Consider the following 15324-nt stretch of genomic DNA (forward strand, 5'->3'; position numbering starts at 1 on the left):
TCCCGGAGCCCGGCTCGGGGACCATTTCCAGGACCGCTGCCGGGGCCAGTCGCAGGACCAGTCCCGGGTCCCGGTCTCAGAGGCCCAGCTCGGCGGCCATCAGATCGCCGGCCTGCTGTTCCAGCTGCTCGTCCGTCAACCCGTCGTCGTCGGTGTCGGCACCGTCCACCGCCGCACCGATCGGGCTGTCCAGCCGGACGTGCGCGACCAGCGACTGCAGCGCCCGCAGCACCGCCGAGCAGGTCGAACCCCAGTTGGACAGGTACGAGAACTGCCACCACCACAACGCCTCGCTGACCCGTCCCTCGCGGTAGTGGGTCAGACCGTGCTCCAGCTCGCTCACCACCCCGGCCAGGTCGTCCGAGATCCGGAAGGCGTTCGGGCGCGTGGGCGGACCGTACGGGTCGAAGACCTCGTGGTAGACGTCGATCGGCGCCAGCAGCTCGGCGAGCCGCTCGCGCAGCTCGACGCCGTCCGGCTCGGGCCCGGCGTCCGGCTCGAACCGGTCCTCCGGGAGGACATCCTCGATCGCACCGAGCCTGCCGCCCGCCAGCAGCAGCTGGGAGACCTCCAGCAGGAGCAGCGAGATCGCGCTGCCGGGCTCGTCCCCCTTGGCTACCTCGGTCACGGCGAGGACGAAGCTCTCGACCGAGTCCGCGATCTGCACCGCGAAATCGTCCGGCGCCTCGGCCTGGGTGTGCGAGTGCGCATCCGCGCGGGTGTGGTCAGACATCGAGCAGTCGTCTCCCTTCGAAGGCCCGGCCGAGGGTGACCTCGTCGGCGTACTCCAGATCCCCACCGACGGGCAGTCCGCTCGCCAGTCGGGTCACCTTCAGACCCATCGGCTTGCAGAGCCGGGCCAGGTAGGTGGCGGTTGCCTCCCCCTCCAGATTGGGGTCGGTCGCCAGGATCAGCTCGGTGACCGTGCCGTCGGCGAGCCGCCCGAGCAGCTCGCGGATCCGCAGGTCGTCCGGGCCGACGCCTTCGATCGGGCTGATCGCTCCGCCCAGCACGTGGTAGCGGCCGCGGAACTCCCGGGTGCGCTCGATCGCGACGACGTCCTTGGGCTCCTCGACCACGCAGATCACCGCCAGGTCGCGCCGCGGGTCCAGGCAGACCCGGCACTGCTCGGACTCCGCGACATTGCCGCAGACCGCGCAGAACCGGACCTTCTCCTTGACCTCCAGCAGCGCGTGCGCCAGGCGGCGGACGTCCGTCGGGTCGGCCTGCAGGACATGGAAGGCGATCCGCTGCGCGCTCTTGGGCCCGACGCCAGGCAGCCTGCCCAGTTCGTCGATCAGGTCCTGAACCACGCCCTCGTACACTTCGCGCCTTCCGTCGTGCTCTCGTGCCTGCTCTTGCGGTGCCATCATCCAACGGATCGGGCGCCGGACACACCGTCCGACGCCCGACTTACCCATAAATCACACAGCGTGGCTGCGGTTCTGCTACCAGTCGGCCACGTCCACGCGGGCCGACGACGGCCCGTACCCGCCTAGAACGGCAGGCCGGGGATACCGCCGCCGCCGAGGCCCTGGGTCAGCGGGCCCATCCGGTCCGCCTGGAGCTTCTGGGCCGCCGCGTTGGCGTCCCGGACCGCCGCCAGCACGAGGTCGGCCAGCGTCTCGGTGTCCTCCGGGTCGACCGCGGCGGGCGCGATGGTCAGCGCCACCAGCTCACCGGCACCCGTCACCGTCGCCTCGACCAGGCCGCCGCCCGCCGTACCGCTCACCTTCGTCTCGGCCAGCTCCTTCTGTGCCTTGCCGAGCTCCTCCTGCATCTTCTGCGCCTGCTTGAGCAGCTGCTGCATATTGGGCTGGCCACCACCAGGGAACACGGCTCACTCCTGCCTGTGCACGGAAACGTCGATCCGAGCCTACGCGCCGCCATCCGACGCGTAGGCGTCTCCGGTCACTTGTTGTGGTGGATCTCCTCCAGGACCGTCGCCCCGAGCTCACGGATGATCAGCTCCTGGCCGGAGTACGCGTCCTCCTTGAGCTCCGGGTCGTCGTCCTCGGGGATGTCGTCCTCGGGGGCGACCATCGGGGCGGGCGGTGCCTGCGGCGGTGCCACGGACGGCTGCTGCTGCACCGACGGCGCGGCGAACGCGGCGGTCGGCGGCGGCACCGGGCTCGGCGCGGGCTGGACGGGTGCCGGGGCGGGCGCCGAGACCGGAACCGCCACCGGCGCGGCCGGCCTGGACACCTGCGGCGCACCGCCGCCCCAGCCACCGCCGCCACCACCGGCCTGCGGAGCCGGCGGCGCGTACCCGGCCCCGCCGCCACCGCCGATACTGCCACCGGACGGATCGACGATGCACTCGATCCGCCAGTCCACACCGAGGGAGTCGGCCAGGGCCTGGCGCAGCACGTCGTCGCTGTTGCTGCTGACGAAGCTGTCCCGGGCGCCGGCGTTGATGAACGAGACCTGGAGCACGCTGCCGTCGAAGCCCGCGACCTGGCCGTTCTGGCTCAGCAGGATCCAGGTGAACCGGCGGCGGTTCTTCACCGCTTCCAGGATCTGCGGCCAGAGCTGGCGGACCTGCCCGGCGCCCTGCTGCGCGGCGGCGGACGGCTGGGCGCCCGACGGCTGCGCTGCGGGAGCGGGAGCGGGAGCGACGGGGGCCGGCTGGGCCTGGGCGTACGCCGGTGCGGGCACAGGCGCGGACGTGGCTGCCGGGGGCGCGGGAGCGGGCTCGGGCGCTCCCCCGCCGGGGGAGAAGCTGCGCGCGATCGGCCACGCGCCGGGCGCGGGACCCGCCGGTGCGGGCACGGGAGGCTGCACAGGGGCGGGCGGCGCCGGGGCGGCTACGGCTGCGGGCTGCTGCGGTGCAGCTGCCATCGGCGCCGGCGCCGCCACCGTGCTCGGGGGGACCGCGCCCGAAGGAGCCGCGCCCGGCGGAGCCGCAGCGAAGCCGCCGGGCTGGGCCATACCCGCCATCGGTGCGGCCAGTGCTCCGGCCGCGGCCCGCCGCTCCAGCTTGTCCAGCCGCGCCTGCAGCGACAGCTCGTCGTCGTACGCGCCGGGCAGCATCACCCGGGCGCAGATCAGCTCCAGCTGCAGCCGGGGCGCCGCGGTCCCCCGCATCTCGGTCAGCCCGGTGTTGACGATGTCGGCGGCCCGGCTCAGTTCGGCCGCTCCGAACCGGTCGGCCTGCGCCTGCATCACCGCGACCCGGTCGGCCGGGGCATCGATCAGCCCCTTCTCCCCGGCGTCCGGCACTGTGGCGAGGATCACCAGGTCGCGCAGCCGCTCCAGCAGGTCCGTCACGAAACGGCGCGGGTCGTGCCCGCCCTCGACCACCCGGTCGATGACCTGGAAGACCGTGGCCCCGTCGTGCTCGGCGAAGGCGTCGACCACCTCGTCCAGCAGTGCCGAGTCCGTGTACCCGAGCAGCGACGTCGCCATCTGGTACGTCACACCGGCCTCGCCCGCACCCGCGAGCAGCTGGTCCATCACCGACATCGAGTCACGCACCGACCCGGCGCCGGCCCGGACCACCAGCGGGAAGACGGAGTCCTCGACCTGGATGCCCTCCCGGCCGCAGACCTCCGCCAGGTAGTCCCGCAGCGTGCCGGGCGGCACCAGCCGGAACGGATAGTGGTGCGTACGGGACCGGATCGTCCCGATCACCTTCTCCGGCTCGGTGGTCGCGAAGATGAACTTGAGGTGCTCCGGCGGCTCCTCCACCACCTTCAGCAGCGCGTTGAAGCCGGCCGAGGTCACCATGTGCGCCTCGTCCAGGATGAAGATCTTGTACCGGCTGTGCACCGGCGCGAAGAACGCCCGCTCGCGCAGTTCGCGCGCGTCGTCCACACCACCGTGCGAGGCGGCGTCGATCTCGATCACGTCGATCGAACCGGGGCCACCCGTCGCCAGATCCCGGCAGGACTGGCACTCACCACACGGCGTCGGCGTCGGGCCCTGCTCACAGTTGAGGCAGCGGGCCAGGATTCGGGCACTCGTCGTCTTGCCGCAGCCGCGCGGGCCGCTGAAGAGGTACGCGTGGTTGACCCTGTTGTTGCGCAGGGCCTGCTGGAGCGGAGCGGTCACGTGCTCCTGCCCGATGACCTCCGCGAAGGTCTCGGGGCGGTAGCGGCGGTACAGGGCTAGGGACACGCCACCGACGATATCGGGACGCAAGGACAAACGCGTCGCCCCACCGAACTCGGCCCCGCACTTCTCCCCCCGGGCTCCCCGGAAACGCAAGGACCCCCCGTGCACCCGCCAGAGCCCTCCTACCCTTGCTGCCTTCCGGCCCTGGGGGGGTTCAGAGAGATAACGCCACACGAGGGGCTGCCCCAAGAGTAGCGGATCCCGGCCCCACTCCCTGCACTCCACCCCCATCTCCGATCCGCAGGCAGCCACCCGCGACCACCTACGAGACAGCGGTTCGCGAGCACCCCTCAACATGTACTAAGCTCTCCCACGGAGGATTCGCCTAGAGGCCTAGGGCGCACGCTTGGAAAGCGTGTTGGGGGCAACCCCTCACGAGTTCGAATCTCGTATCCTCCGCCTCTGCCCGCCAGGGCAGCTCGAAGGCCCCCGACCGCGCTGCGGTCGGGGGCCTTCGGCGTTGTCCGTCCCAGTCGGCCTTCTCGGAGTTCTCTCCCACCGCGCTGGCCGGGCGGCCCCAGAACAGTTCGCCGATCTTCTCGGCCGTCCCCAGCAACAGCGGATCGGTCGCGTGCTGGAAGCGCTTCGCCATGGAGGCGGACGACCACCCCATGTTGACCATCACGATCCGTTCGGGGACCTTGAGGATCAGCAGCGCGGTGCCGGCGGTGTTGATGCGCGTCGTGCGCCTGGGCGTCACTGACGCCAGCCGCCCGCAGGATGTCCTTCCACTCGTGATCGTCGGTGTTCGGGTTCAGCGGCCCACCAGTCGGGGCAAGGTGAAGCGGTAGCCCTTCTTCTCCCACAGCTGTCCGGCGAGCGACCACTCCTGGCCCTGCTCCTCCTGTTGCTTGCGGAACAACTTGATCAGCTCGTCCTGGAGCGGAAGCGGGCGGCGGCCGGCGCGAGACTTTGCATCCTTGGTCTCTCGTTGCACCTGCACACACTGAGGGCAGTAACCGGCCTTCCGACCACAGTCACCGCCGCACCCGTGCTCGAACCTGGGACGGAGCCGGTTACGGCGTAGTCGGATGATGCCCGCCTCCAAGTCCACGTCCGCTCACTTCATGCCGGGCACCTCACCCTGGCGCGGGCCGAGAGCGAGGGCAATGACCCATCGGGCGGCGTGCCGTCGGCGCCCAATCCCCAGCAGGATCTTCTGCACCTCCACGACCGAGTAGGACTCGATCTCCTCTTCGTCGATGCGGGGCACCTTGGCGTCCTTGGCAACATTGATGGCGAGGTGCCAACGGCGAACCATCTTCCCCAGAGCCACCCGGAGGGTGTGGTGCGCCCGGTGGGTAGTGGCGATGCTAACGCGATCATCATCGTGAAATCCATGGAGATCATCGCTACGCACTATCTTGACGCTTGATCAGATTCGTTCAGTTTCTCTCATCCGTGCGCACGATCTATCCATTTGCAATACGGGATGGCAACTGTCAGCACGACATGCAACCCTCTTGAGTGCGCGGTATCCACAGGGGGAGGGGCATATGGGCAAGCGAAAGATCAAAGCCAAGGTCACACCCGAGCGGCAGGGAAAAGGTCTCGCGATCTATCACGACATGGCGGTCTACGAGAACTTCGAACGGGCAGCCGGGAGAATTTTCGAAAGTGTCAAGCATGCACAGGCGATTAGACCCGGAGCACCTCGATACGTCTACATAGACATCCAAGGGCACAAGAACGAAAATGGCGCATTTGATCACGATGCATTCGAATTGATTAGCGACTTTGCCTTGGGATTTCTGAGCAACTATGTGTCAGAGATTCACACGCCACTGGCCGACATAAAGTTCGGCAAACAGGACGACAATATTCCAGATATCCTCCGGATTCAATATCCGGAGGATGGCAGCGACTACGGTTACGACACGGCGAAACTTCCTCTAAAGCCTCGCGAAGCACAGCCAGACCAGCGAAAAACCCGCCCCCCTATTCAGGCCATCGTGGACTACCTAGGCATGGACGAGCCTGCATGCCTCGTCTGCTGGCGAAAGCCCGTTGAGCGCGCCCACGTAGTTCCCACATCGCTTGGTGGATCTATGGATGTGCGCAATTTTGCCCTGCTTTGCAAGAGTCATCATGCAGAGTCTCCAGACGTGGCCGATGCTGAGAGCTTCTGGGCGTGGGTTGACTATGCGGAACTCCGCGACAGTCCAGACAAGTGGCTCGGCGCGCCAGAGGAGCACAAGCGTTGGCTAACGGAGCATGGCATAAAAATAGGCGTGGGGAATCGTGAGCCCACCTCTTTCTTCTCCGCTGTCAAACGCGAGTTGAAATCTATTTACAGTTGGGCCGATTCAGATTTCAAAGTCGCAGACTGGCAGGCCCTCATGGACGAGTTCCACAAGGTTATGGATGCCGCCACAGGAAAGCATTTTTCAATCGAGAAGAAAATCTCTACTCATGCCTGGGCGTACAACGTAGCACGCGGGAGGATTCAGGGGCCTGAGGAGCGGATCATTCCTATTTCACGACTGACTAACGACAACTGAAGATCGCCGCCAGTCAGTGCGATGGCGGGAAATCGCAGACCACGCCTGCCAGCCACTTGGGCGACGCCTCAGAGGAACTGGCAGCCAGCTCTTCAACTCGGACCGACGGCACTGTCTATATTCCTGGCCAGACAGCGTCTCCGCCTCACCGTACGGCGTCACTACGCACGAGGAGTTCACGGTAAAGCAGGGCCAAGTCATCCAATAGGCCTGAGTGCCCAGGTGAGGAGGCAACCCGGTCTAGTTGCAGTTCTGGTTGCATTCACCCCCGTCCGGGGGCGTTCGGCGCCCAGCCGGCGAGACATTGCACCGCAGGTCAGGAAACCTACGACCGTCCCCGGACACCCGGACGAACAGTTGGAAAGCGTGTTGGGGGCAACCCCTCACGAGTTCGAATCTCGTATCCTCCGCCCTTGCCCGCCAGGGCAGACGAAGGACCCGACTGCATTGCAGTCGGGTCCTTCGTCGTTCCGTGGTTGCAGTTTCGTAGGCGGGCGTCCACGACGGCCGACGTCGTGGACGGTGACGATGTGGCGGCTGTACGCACACCTGAGGCCGATGGGCCCGACGTAATGTCGGGCCCATCGGTCGTTCTGCTTCACGGCACGCCCTCGGCGAGGTTCAGCGGCACAGGGCGGTGTCCACGGCGCGGTCGAGATTCCTCCGGCCCGCCTCGTCGGTGAGCTGCATGGTGACCGCGACGTTGGCGGCGCGGCCGTCGTCGGTGGCGCCGCCCCGGGTCTCGTACCCCGGGAAGCTGCCGCCGTGGCCCCAGGAGAGGCCGCCGCACGGCAGCGGCCGGCTGACGAGTCCAAGTCCGTAGCGGGCGCCGGGGCCGAAGGTCGCTTCGGCGGGGACGGTGGAGCGCATCTGGGCGAGCTGGGCCGAGGGCAGGAGGCGGCCGGCCAGGAGTGCGCTGAGGAAGCGGTCGAGGTCGGAGCCGGTGGAGACCATCTGGCCTGCCGCCCAGCCCCAGGAGGGGTCGATCTCCGTGATGTCGCGCAGCGGCGCGTCCGCCGATTCCCGGTAGTAGCCGTGGGGGTGGGGCTCCCGGATGCTCGCGTCACCGGGAGCTGGGAAGTAGGTGTGGCGCAGCCCGGCGGGTCGGACGACGCGCCGGTCGATCTCCTCGGCCAGGGGGCGGCCGGTGACCTTCTGGACGATCAGGCCGGCGAGCACGTAGTTGGTGTTGCTGTACTTCCAACTCGTCCCGGGGGCGAAGTCGGCCGGGTGCTGGAGGGCTGTGGCGAGCAGTTCGCGGGGGGCGTAGTACCGGACGTCGTCCCCGAGGTAATCGCTGTAGTTGGGGAGTCCGCTGGTCTGCTGGAGGAGCTGGCGGACGGTGATGCGGCGCCCGTCGATCCCCTCCCCGCGGACGAGGCCGGGCAGGTAGGTGTCCACGGAGGCGTCTAGGTCCACCCTCCGCTCCGCGACGAGCTGGAGGACGACGACCGCGACGAAGGTCTTGGTGTTGCTGCCGATCCGCACCTGCCCGTCGACGGGTACCGGTGCGCCGGTGGCCAGGTCTCCGACTCCTGCGGTGTAGGTCCGGGCGCGGCCGTTCCGGTCCTGGACGCTCGCCAGCGCGGCGGGCATCCCGTCGTCGCGCACCAGCGCGTTCAGGCTCCGCTGGACGGAATCCTGCCTGGCGGCGGAGGCCTGGGGCGCCGACAGGATGCCCGGCGTCATAACGCCGATCGTCAGCGCGGCTGCGGCCGACAGGGCCCGTCGCCGCCGAAGTCCTTGCCGTGTCTGTCCACGCATGAGTCAACTCCTGGGAAATTGCCGGATCTTGGTTCGGGTCGCCCGGGCCCGGCGAGCCGGGCCCGGGCGGGGTGGCGTGCCTCAGCCGCACAGGGCCCTGTCCACGGCGTCCTTCACGTGCTGCGTGGCCGCCTCGTCCGTCGGGATGGTGGTGACCGCGACGTTGGCGGCGCGGCCGTCGTCGGTGACACCGCCCCGGGTCTCGTACCCCGCGATGTCGCCGCCGTGGCCCCAGTAGACGCCGCCGCACGACAGCGGCCTGCTCGTGAGCCCCAGCCCGTAGCGGAGGCCGGGGTGGCCGGTGGGGACGGTCGTGCGCATCTCGGCGAGCTGGGCCGCCGGGAGGAGGTGGCCGGCGAGGAGCGCGGTGAAGAAGCGGTTGAGGTCGGAGTTGGTGGAGATCAACTGGCCTGCGGCCCAGCCTGCGGAGGGGTCCAACTCCGTGAAGTCGCGCAGCGGTCCGTCCGCCGGGTTGCGGTGGTAACCCTGGGGGTGCGGCTCTCGGATGGTCATCTCGCCAGGAGCGGGGAAGTAGGTGTGGCGCAGCCCGATGCGCTTGATGATGCGCCGGTCCATCTCCTCGGCGAGGGGGCGGCCGGTGACCTTCTGGACGATCAGGCCGGCCACGACGTAATTGGTGTTGCTGTACCCCCACGTCGTCCCCGGAGCCGCGTCGGCCTTGTACCGGAGGGCGATGTCGAGCAGCTCGCGGGGCTCGAAGTACCGGTTCCTGATCTCGTCGTCGTCGAGGTGGATGCCGTAGTCGGGGAGTCCGCTGGTGTGTTGGAGGAGCTGGCGGACGGTGATGCGACGCCCGTCGATCCCCTCCCCGCGGACGAGGCCGGGCAGGTAGGTGTCGACCGAGGCGTCCAAGCCGATCTTCCCTTCGCCGACCAGTTGCAGGACCACGACCGCCGTGAACGCCTTGGTGTTGCTGCCGATCCGTACCTGGCCGTCCCTGGGCACCTTCGAGCCGGTGGTCAGGTCGCCGACTCCTGCGGTGTAGGTGTGGGTGCGGCCGTTCCGGTCCTGGACGCTCGCCAGGGCGGCGGGCATCCCGTCGTCGCGCACCAGCGTGTTCAGGGCCTGCTGGACGGCGTCCGGCCTGGCGGCAGCAGCAGCGGAGACGGCTGCGGAATCGGAGGCGGAGGCAGCGGGCGGGGCGAGGGCACCCAGCGTCATGACGCCGATGGCCACCGCAGCGGCGGCCGACACGGCTCGTCGCCGCCTGCCGCCCTGCTGCCGGGTCGAGGAACGAAGGCCCTGCCGGATCTGAGTACGCATCAGTCAACTCCTGGGGATCGTTTGGTCTGGGCACGATCCTGGTTTCCAGGGCCCTTCAACCGCATCGCGGGAAGGCGGGAGAAATCGCTCCCCCGATCGGGGGAGGCTGCCGGTGGGCTGCCCGGCGATACTGGCGACCATGATCAGGGGAATCCGGCCGCTGCTGCGCGGCTCCACGTATTCGGGTGTGCTGTTCGCCTATTGCGGCGCGCTGGCGAGCCTTCCGCTGCTGCCTCTCGCCCTGTTGCCAGCGCTGTCGTGGCGATCCGCTCCGGAAGGCGTGCAGATCGTCCTGGTCCTGCTGGTCTGGGCCGTGCTGGTCGGCGTGGTCGGACTGGCGCGCCCTGTACGGCGGGCGCTGGTCGTGTCCGCCCGCCAGCTGCTGCAGGTGCCGCTGCCGAATCCGATGGCCGGTCGCCGGACCTCTGGTTCACTCGGCCTCGACCGCTGGCGGACCCCGATCTGGCTGGTGCTGCACGTGGCCGTCGGGTGGACGGGGGCGCTGGCCAGCGGGGTGCTGTTCATCATGGGCCTCTCCCTGCCGGGGAACTGGCTCGGCGGCGAGGCGCGGGCGAGCCTGTTCGGCACGTCGGTCCGGGTGTCGGGCGGGTGGAGCTGGGTGGTGGCGGCCGTGTGCATCCTGCTGGCGGTGGCCGTCTGCGTACTGGTGACGAAGGCCCTGCGGTGGTCGGCGCCACGGCTGTTGGGCCCGTCGGCGGCCGAGCGGCTCGCACTGGCGGCCGAGCGGGAGCTGCTGCTGGCCGAACGCAACCGGATCGCTCACGAGTTGCACGACTCGATCGGGCACACGCTGACGGCGGCCACCATCCAGGCGGCGGTGGCGGGCGAGGTGCTCTCCGCCGACCCGGCGGCGGCGCGGGCCGCCCTGCGCAGCATCGAGGAGTCGACCCGGGCCGCGCTGGAGGACCTGGACTACGTGCTCGGAGTGCTGCGCGAGGAACAGTCAGGAACAGCGCCGACCCGGACCCTGGCCGACCTCCCCGAGCTGCTGGACCGTCTGCGGCACGCGGGGGCGGTGGTGGAACCAACCCTGTCGGGCGAACTGACGCAGGTGCAGGGGACGCTTTCCCGGGCGGCGTACCGAATCCTCCAGGAGGGGCTGACGAACGCGCTGCGCCACGGGGCGGGCGGCCCGATCGAAGTCCGGGTGGCGGCCGGGCCGGACGGGCTGGATCTCACGGTGGTCAACCGGACCGGGGAACGGACGGGCCCGGGCCCGGGTGCCTTCCCGACCTCCGGCCACGGTCTGCCCGGACTGGCCGAGCGCGTACGGCTGCTGCACGGTGAGTTCCAGGCCGGCCCGGACGGGACGCAGCACTGGCGGCTGGCCGTCCGGCTGCCGGTACGGGTCTCGGCGTGACCGGCTCCGACCCGACGTCCGTCGGCACCCCCATCACGCTGCTGATCGCGGACGACGACGAGGTCACCCGTAGCGGTCTGCGCACGCTGCTCGCGGCCCAGCCCGGGATCACGGTGGTCGGCGAGGCCGCCGACGGCGTCGAGGCGGTCGAACTGGCGCAGGGCCTGCGGCCGGACGTGGTCCTGATGGACGTCCGGATGCCGCGTCGCAACGGGATCGAGGCCACCCGCCAACTGCTGGCCGAAGCGGCCGACCCGCCGAAGGTCGTGGTGATCACCACCTTCGAGAACGACGGCTACGTCACCGCCGCCCTCAGCGCGGGCGCCAGCGGCTTCGTCCTCAAGCGCCTCCCGGTCCGCCAGATCGCCGAGGCGGTCCGGGTGGTGGCTGCGGGCGAAGCGGTCCTCTTCCCGGCCGCCCTGGGCCGCATGGTCGCCGCCCGCCCGCTGGGCTCCGCCGAGGCCCTGCCGCAGGCCGCCCTGACTGGCCGGGAGGAGGAGGTGCTCCGCCTGATGGCCACCGGGCTCTCCAATCCGGAGATCGCGGAGTCCCTCACGGTGAGCCTGGAGACGGTCAAGACTCACGTCGGAAACGTGCTGACCAAGCTCGGCGCGCAGAACCGGACCCATGCCGTGGTGATCGCGTACGAGTCCGGCCTGGTGGTCCCGGGCTTCACCGGCTGACCATTGCGAACGGCACCCGACCGAGACGGCCACAACGCGATCCCAGCTACGTCCTGGTTGCAGTCTTGGTTGCATTCACCCCCGTCCAGCACCGTTCGGAGCCCATCCAGCGAGCCGCTCCGCCGCAGGTCAGGACGCTCACGACCGCCGCCGAACGCCCGGACGAACAGTTGGAAAGCGTGTTGGGGGCAACCCCTCACGAGTTCGAATCTCGTATCCTCCGCCAGCTTTACCGAAGGCCCCGACCGCCCAGCGATCGGGGCCTTCGTCCTTCGGTGGCCTCAGTCGGTCTTGTGAGCCCCGGCACGGCTGGATCGCCGGAACGGATCTGCTGCGGCACTGGCAGTCGCGCCACTTGCCTTTCGCCTATGCCATCCCAGCCGATCCGCTACCGGTGCAGTGCGAGGAATCCGGCGAGGGCCCCGGTGAGCGAGCAGAGGGCGACGATCGAACGGAACGGGCGGCGTTGAGCGGTCAGCCTCAGGTCGCCGATTCGGATGTCGATGAACGGGCGTGCGGTGCGCAAACGGGGCATGTAAGTCTCCGTGTGATCCCTGTTTCGGTATGGTCCGATCACAGCAAGTCGGACGCCGGTTGCGCCAGTTCGCAACATCACCTTGCGTGGGGGCACCGCACCTTGCATGGAAACGGCAACCGGGGATCGTGGGGGCGGAATGGAGCGCCAGCAGGTAGAGACACAGCGTGGGCTGGCTCCACTCGGTCGACAACTAACGCCTTCCCAGCGCAAGTTGGCCGATCATCTGCGGGATCTCCGAAGCCGGACCGGTCTCTCGTCCGAGAGGCTCGCGGACAGGCTGAGCGACGGCGGACTGCGCGTAGACCGAACGAGGCTGTCCAAGTTCCTGAACGGTCGCGAAGTTCCACGCCTGGAGCTGGCCTCCTTGCTGCACCAGGTCCTCGCGGAGTGCGAGGGCACGGAGGCTCGGCCGGAGGATGTGGCGAGAACTCGCTTGCTGATCTACGCGGCCCGGGAGCACGGGTCTTCGCCGGAGCCCGTGTTGTCACCCGAGCTCGACGAAGCGCGAGAGCAGGTTCGGGAGCTTCGCCAGGTCTTGGAAGCGGAGCGGAACGGTCGGGCGCAGGTCGACGCGGAACTGCACGCGCTTCGTGAACAGCGCCGCGCAGACCGGCGGCGCATCTCCGAACTCGAGGAGCAGGTCCGCGACGTCCGATCCGCGGGCCCGATGCAACAGCTGGAGCAAGCCCTTGGGGAGTACAACAGACAGGCTATGGCACAGAAGGCCGCGCTCGACTTCCACGCTCAGCTCGAGGAACTCAGAGTCACGTACGAGGCGATGGCCGACGCGGGGCGTTGGGGAGACGGGCCAGCCGAGATCGCAGCCGTGAATGCGGCGCAATCGACGGTGGCCCAGTTCACGGGCCGGTTCTTTGCGGTCTTCCGTCGGGGGGTCGCGGCAACCCCGGAGCCTCAGAGGGGCTGGCTCGAATCCCTGATGGACGGGATGATCACGCTGTGCTGGGTGCGAGCCGGCGACATCGACGCCCCAGAGCGCGAGACGTTCAGGCCAACCACCATCACGAAGCGAATAGATGCCGAGCTTCGCTGGGTGGAGTGGGCCCAGGAGGTGCTGCTGATGGTTGTCACGGGATCGACCGAGATGCCGAGCGAGCCGGAGCAGCCGCTCGTGTAGGGCTTCGTTCAAGGGCGAATCCAAACCGAAGAGCCGGACACACAATGCAGTCCGGCTCTTCGGCACGCCATGGCTGCATTTTCGGCTGCACTCATATCGAACATATATACACATTTCCCCACACTTCTTGATCATCTGGTGGACATCTCGACGTTCACAGGCGACCGCGTGCCAGATGTGCAAAAATCACACACATGGAGACGGCCGAGAGCTGGGACGAGATCGGCGAGCGGGTTGCGGAAGCACGGCAGGCCGCCGGAGTGAGCCAGGGCGAGCTGGCGATGCGGCTCGGCCTGGACCGAACGGCGCTCGTGCGCATCGAGTCCGGCGAGCGCAAGATCTCCGCCATGGAGTTGTTCCGGCTTGCAGAAGCACTGGGCGTTCCTGCGGCGCACTTCATCATGCGCCCACCCACCCCCTTGGTCTCTCGCCGACATGGCCTGGACGAGGACTCAGACGACGCCACTCGCACCCGATTCCGATTCGACGCCCTTCTCGAGGCACATGCGCGGGATGCTCAGTGGCTGATCGAGCAAGGATTCCTCGTTCCCCCACGGAGTCCGGTGCGGCAGGAAGGACCAGTCGATCCGACCGCACTCGCCCAAAGAGCACGTAGCACGATTGGAAAGATCAGCGGACCGCTGGGTGGTCTCGCCCGCGTCGCAGAGCAGTTCGGGCTCTACCTCCTCAGCGTCGACGCCGAAGGTGAGGGAGCCTCTCTGCTGCTCGACGGATTCGGAGTGGCTGTGGTGGGCGGCCGGGCCGCCCCCGGACGGCGGCGCTGGACCGGGGCCCACGAACTTGGCCATCATCTACTCCAGGACGAGTACCACTCAGACCTCTCAGTGGCAGCCGGCCGAGATGAGCGTGAAGACCTCATCGACCACTTCGCTGATGAGTTGCTGATGCCAGACACGGACCTTCGACAGGCATGGACGCAGCGGGCGCAGGAAACGGTGCCGCGCAGTTTCTTTATTGAGATTGCGGCGCGATACCGGATCTCCTGGGGGGTCGTCGTACGAAAGGCCGTCAGACTTGGGCTTGTCTCGGGAACTGAGGCCCGCCAACTGCGTGCCAGCACCCCTACCCGTGGCGATCTCCTGGCTGTGTACGGGGGAGAGCCCGCCGAGGACCTGACTGTCGGCACCACGGGGCCACAGTGGCGCAAGGCCGTCCTCGATGCCTGGGACAAGGGCGCCGTGACCGGCTCTCGAGCCGTGGAGTTGCTGCACGGCGCCATCGGGATCGACGAGTTGCCGCTGCGCGCGCTGGAGGAGCCCGCGCCGTGACTGCCGCCATGCAGAGCACCCCCACTCTGGTCTGGGACACCTCACCCCTGTTCCATGCGATCAAGGCCGACCGCATCGACCTCCTGGCGGACCTCGCCCGAGAGTGGCAGGGCGTCCCGCGTCGCAATATCACGACGGCGACCGTCATTCACGAACTCACCCACGCCAACCTGGACATCTCCGGTCTCGGCTGGCTGGAGCTTGTCCATGTCGACGGCCTCGACGAACTGGGTGCGCTGGTTCGTTGGATGGCGGTGGTCTCAGGAGAACGCTCCAACCAGGGAGAGGCAACGGTGCTCGCCTGGGCCGAGGTGCATGGTGGCACTGCGGTGATCGATGACGCCGATGCTCGCCGTGCTGCCCAGACCCACGGCCTACCAGTCCAGGGATCACTTCGTGTCCTTGCCGAGGCCTTGAAGGAAGGCCGGGTTACCGAGTACGCCGCGAACGCCTTCGCTGATGCATTGGCCGAGACCGGTGCCCGCTACCCGTTCGGGCCAGGCGGGTTCCTCGCCTGGGCACAGCGGATGAGGTTGCTCTGATCGCGCACCGGCGCATCGCAATACGCTCCTGCTCTCGCAGGCGTGCAGGACCGCTGGTTGCAGTTCTGGTTGCATTCACCCCCGTCCAGCA

General features: G+C 68.5%; 15 protein-coding genes, 1 tRNA gene and 1 other RNA gene. 7 read left to right on the forward strand and 10 right to left on the reverse strand.

The window, feature by feature from the left end; genetic code table 11:
- Positions 1-76: 76 nt before the first annotated feature.
- The 5 genes from UK12_RS16310 to ffs all read right to left on the reverse strand — a co-directional run bounded on the left by UK12_RS16310 (position 77) and on the right by ffs (position 4301).
- On the reverse strand, positions 77-733 hold the full coding sequence (locus tag UK12_RS16310; RefSeq protein ID WP_045303708.1) for a DUF5063 domain-containing protein: 657 nt from the start codon (positions 731-733) through the stop codon (positions 77-79).
- Positions 726-1325, reverse strand: coding sequence for a recombination mediator RecR (gene recR, locus UK12_RS16315; RefSeq protein WP_045303709.1), 600 nt, complete (start codon positions 1323-1325; stop codon positions 726-728). The genes UK12_RS16310 and recR overlap by 8 nt, the downstream gene beginning before the upstream one ends.
- Before the next feature lie 170 nt (positions 1326-1495).
- Positions 1496-1810 (reverse strand): YbaB/EbfC family nucleoid-associated protein, encoded by a 315-nt coding sequence (locus UK12_RS16320; protein ID WP_045303710.1) that lies wholly within the window; start codon positions 1808-1810, stop codon positions 1496-1498.
- Positions 1811-1911: 101 nt separating this feature from the next.
- Positions 1912-4119: a DNA polymerase III subunit gamma and tau gene (locus UK12_RS16325; RefSeq protein WP_045303711.1), complete on the reverse strand. Its 2208-nt coding sequence runs from the start codon at positions 4117-4119 to the stop codon at positions 1912-1914.
- An 85-nt stretch (positions 4120-4204) separates the two neighbouring features.
- An RNA gene (ffs, locus tag UK12_RS37315) (signal recognition particle sRNA small type) lies at positions 4205-4301 on the reverse strand.
- 129 nt (positions 4302-4430) lie between these two features.
- On the opposite strand from ffs, the gene UK12_RS16330 reads away from it, so the two are divergent.
- Positions 4431-4515 (forward strand) — tRNA-Ser (locus UK12_RS16330).
- A 355-nt stretch (positions 4516-4870) separates the two neighbouring features.
- Here the strand turns inward: UK12_RS16330 and UK12_RS39755 are convergent.
- Both UK12_RS39755 and UK12_RS36635 read right to left on the reverse strand, forming a co-directional pair.
- Positions 4871-5059, reverse strand: coding sequence for a hypothetical protein (locus tag UK12_RS39755; RefSeq protein ID WP_156178762.1), 189 nt, complete (start codon positions 5057-5059; stop codon positions 4871-4873).
- Between the two features lie 117 nt (positions 5060-5176).
- Entirely contained in the window at positions 5177-5392 is a 216-nt protein-coding gene (locus tag UK12_RS36635; protein ID WP_156178763.1) for a hypothetical protein, read from the reverse strand.
- 220 nt (positions 5393-5612) lie between these two features.
- Between UK12_RS36635 and UK12_RS41320 the strand changes: the two genes are divergently transcribed.
- On the forward strand, positions 5613-6617 hold the full coding sequence (locus tag UK12_RS41320) for an HNH endonuclease (RefSeq protein WP_197084910.1): 1005 nt from the start codon (positions 5613-5615) through the stop codon (positions 6615-6617).
- A 621-nt stretch (positions 6618-7238) separates the two neighbouring features.
- Here the strand turns inward: UK12_RS41320 and UK12_RS16340 are convergent.
- Both UK12_RS16340 and UK12_RS16345 read right to left on the reverse strand, forming a co-directional pair.
- Entirely contained in the window at positions 7239-8306 is a 1068-nt protein-coding gene (locus UK12_RS16340; RefSeq protein ID WP_197084911.1) for a serine hydrolase domain-containing protein, read from the reverse strand.
- Positions 8307-8462: 156 nt separating this feature from the next.
- Entirely contained in the window at positions 8463-9563 is a 1101-nt protein-coding gene (locus UK12_RS16345) for a serine hydrolase domain-containing protein (RefSeq protein WP_197084914.1), read from the reverse strand.
- 241 nt (positions 9564-9804) lie between these two features.
- On the opposite strand from UK12_RS16345, the gene UK12_RS16350 reads away from it, so the two are divergent.
- Positions 9805-11046: a sensor histidine kinase gene (locus UK12_RS16350; protein WP_045303737.1), complete on the forward strand. Its 1242-nt coding sequence runs from the start codon at positions 9805-9807 to the stop codon at positions 11044-11046.
- Entirely contained in the window at positions 11043-11729 is a 687-nt protein-coding gene (locus tag UK12_RS16355) for a response regulator transcription factor (RefSeq protein WP_045303714.1), read from the forward strand. Before UK12_RS16350 ends, UK12_RS16355 begins: the two co-directional genes overlap by 4 nt.
- A gap of 388 nt (positions 11730-12117) precedes the next feature.
- Here UK12_RS16355 and UK12_RS39760 read toward each other — a convergent pair whose 3' ends face one another.
- The gene (locus tag UK12_RS39760) at positions 12118-12264 is read right to left on the reverse strand and encodes a hypothetical protein (protein WP_156178764.1); all 147 of its coding nucleotides are present in this window, start codon (positions 12262-12264) and stop codon (positions 12118-12120) included.
- Positions 12265-12403: 139 nt separating this feature from the next.
- Between UK12_RS39760 and UK12_RS16360 the strand changes: the two genes are divergently transcribed.
- The 3 genes from UK12_RS16360 (at position 12404) to UK12_RS36640 (ending at position 15233) form a co-directional block, all read left to right on the forward strand.
- Entirely contained in the window at positions 12404-13402 is a 999-nt protein-coding gene (locus tag UK12_RS16360) for a helix-turn-helix domain-containing protein (RefSeq protein WP_045303715.1), read from the forward strand.
- A gap of 194 nt (positions 13403-13596) precedes the next feature.
- On the forward strand, positions 13597-14691 hold the full coding sequence (locus UK12_RS16365) for a helix-turn-helix domain-containing protein (RefSeq protein ID WP_045303716.1): 1095 nt from the start codon (positions 13597-13599) through the stop codon (positions 14689-14691).
- A complete protein-coding gene (locus UK12_RS36640; protein ID WP_052681925.1) occupies positions 14688-15233 on the forward strand; it encodes a hypothetical protein in 546 nt (181 codons plus the stop codon). The genes UK12_RS16365 and UK12_RS36640 overlap by 4 nt, the downstream gene beginning before the upstream one ends.
- Positions 15234-15324: the final 91 nt, after the last annotated feature.

The organism is Saccharothrix sp. ST-888 (assembly GCF_000955975.1).
Classification (GTDB): domain Bacteria; phylum Actinomycetota; class Actinomycetes; order Streptomycetales; family Streptomycetaceae; genus Kitasatospora.

Coding starts and splice junctions, on each gene's coding strand:
- UK12_RS16365 (WP_045303716.1), top strand. CDS start 13,597: ATGGAGACGGCCGAGAGCTGGGACGAGATCGGCGAGCGGGTTGCGGAA.
- UK12_RS16320 (WP_045303710.1), bottom strand. CDS start 1,810: ATGCAGCAGCTGCTCAAGCAGGCGCAGAAGATGCAGGAGGAGCTCGGC.
- UK12_RS16340 (WP_197084911.1), bottom strand. CDS start 8,306: ATGACGCCGGGCATCCTGTCGGCGCCCCAGGCCTCCGCCGCCAGGCAG.
- UK12_RS41320 (WP_197084910.1), top strand. CDS start 5,613: ATGGGCAAGCGAAAGATCAAAGCCAAGGTCACACCCGAGCGGCAGGGA.
- UK12_RS16350 (WP_045303737.1), top strand. CDS start 9,805: ATGATCAGGGGAATCCGGCCGCTGCTGCGCGGCTCCACGTATTCGGGT.
- UK12_RS39760 (WP_156178764.1), bottom strand. CDS start 12,264: ATGCCCCGTTTGCGCACCGCACGCCCGTTCATCGACATCCGAATCGGC.
- UK12_RS16345 (WP_197084914.1), bottom strand. CDS start 9,563: ATGACGCTGGGTGCCCTCGCCCCGCCCGCTGCCTCCGCCTCCGATTCC.
- UK12_RS16310 (WP_045303708.1), bottom strand. CDS start 733: ATGTCTGACCACACCCGCGCGGATGCGCACTCGCACACCCAGGCCGAG.
- UK12_RS16360 (WP_045303715.1), top strand. CDS start 12,404: ATGGAGCGCCAGCAGGTAGAGACACAGCGTGGGCTGGCTCCACTCGGT.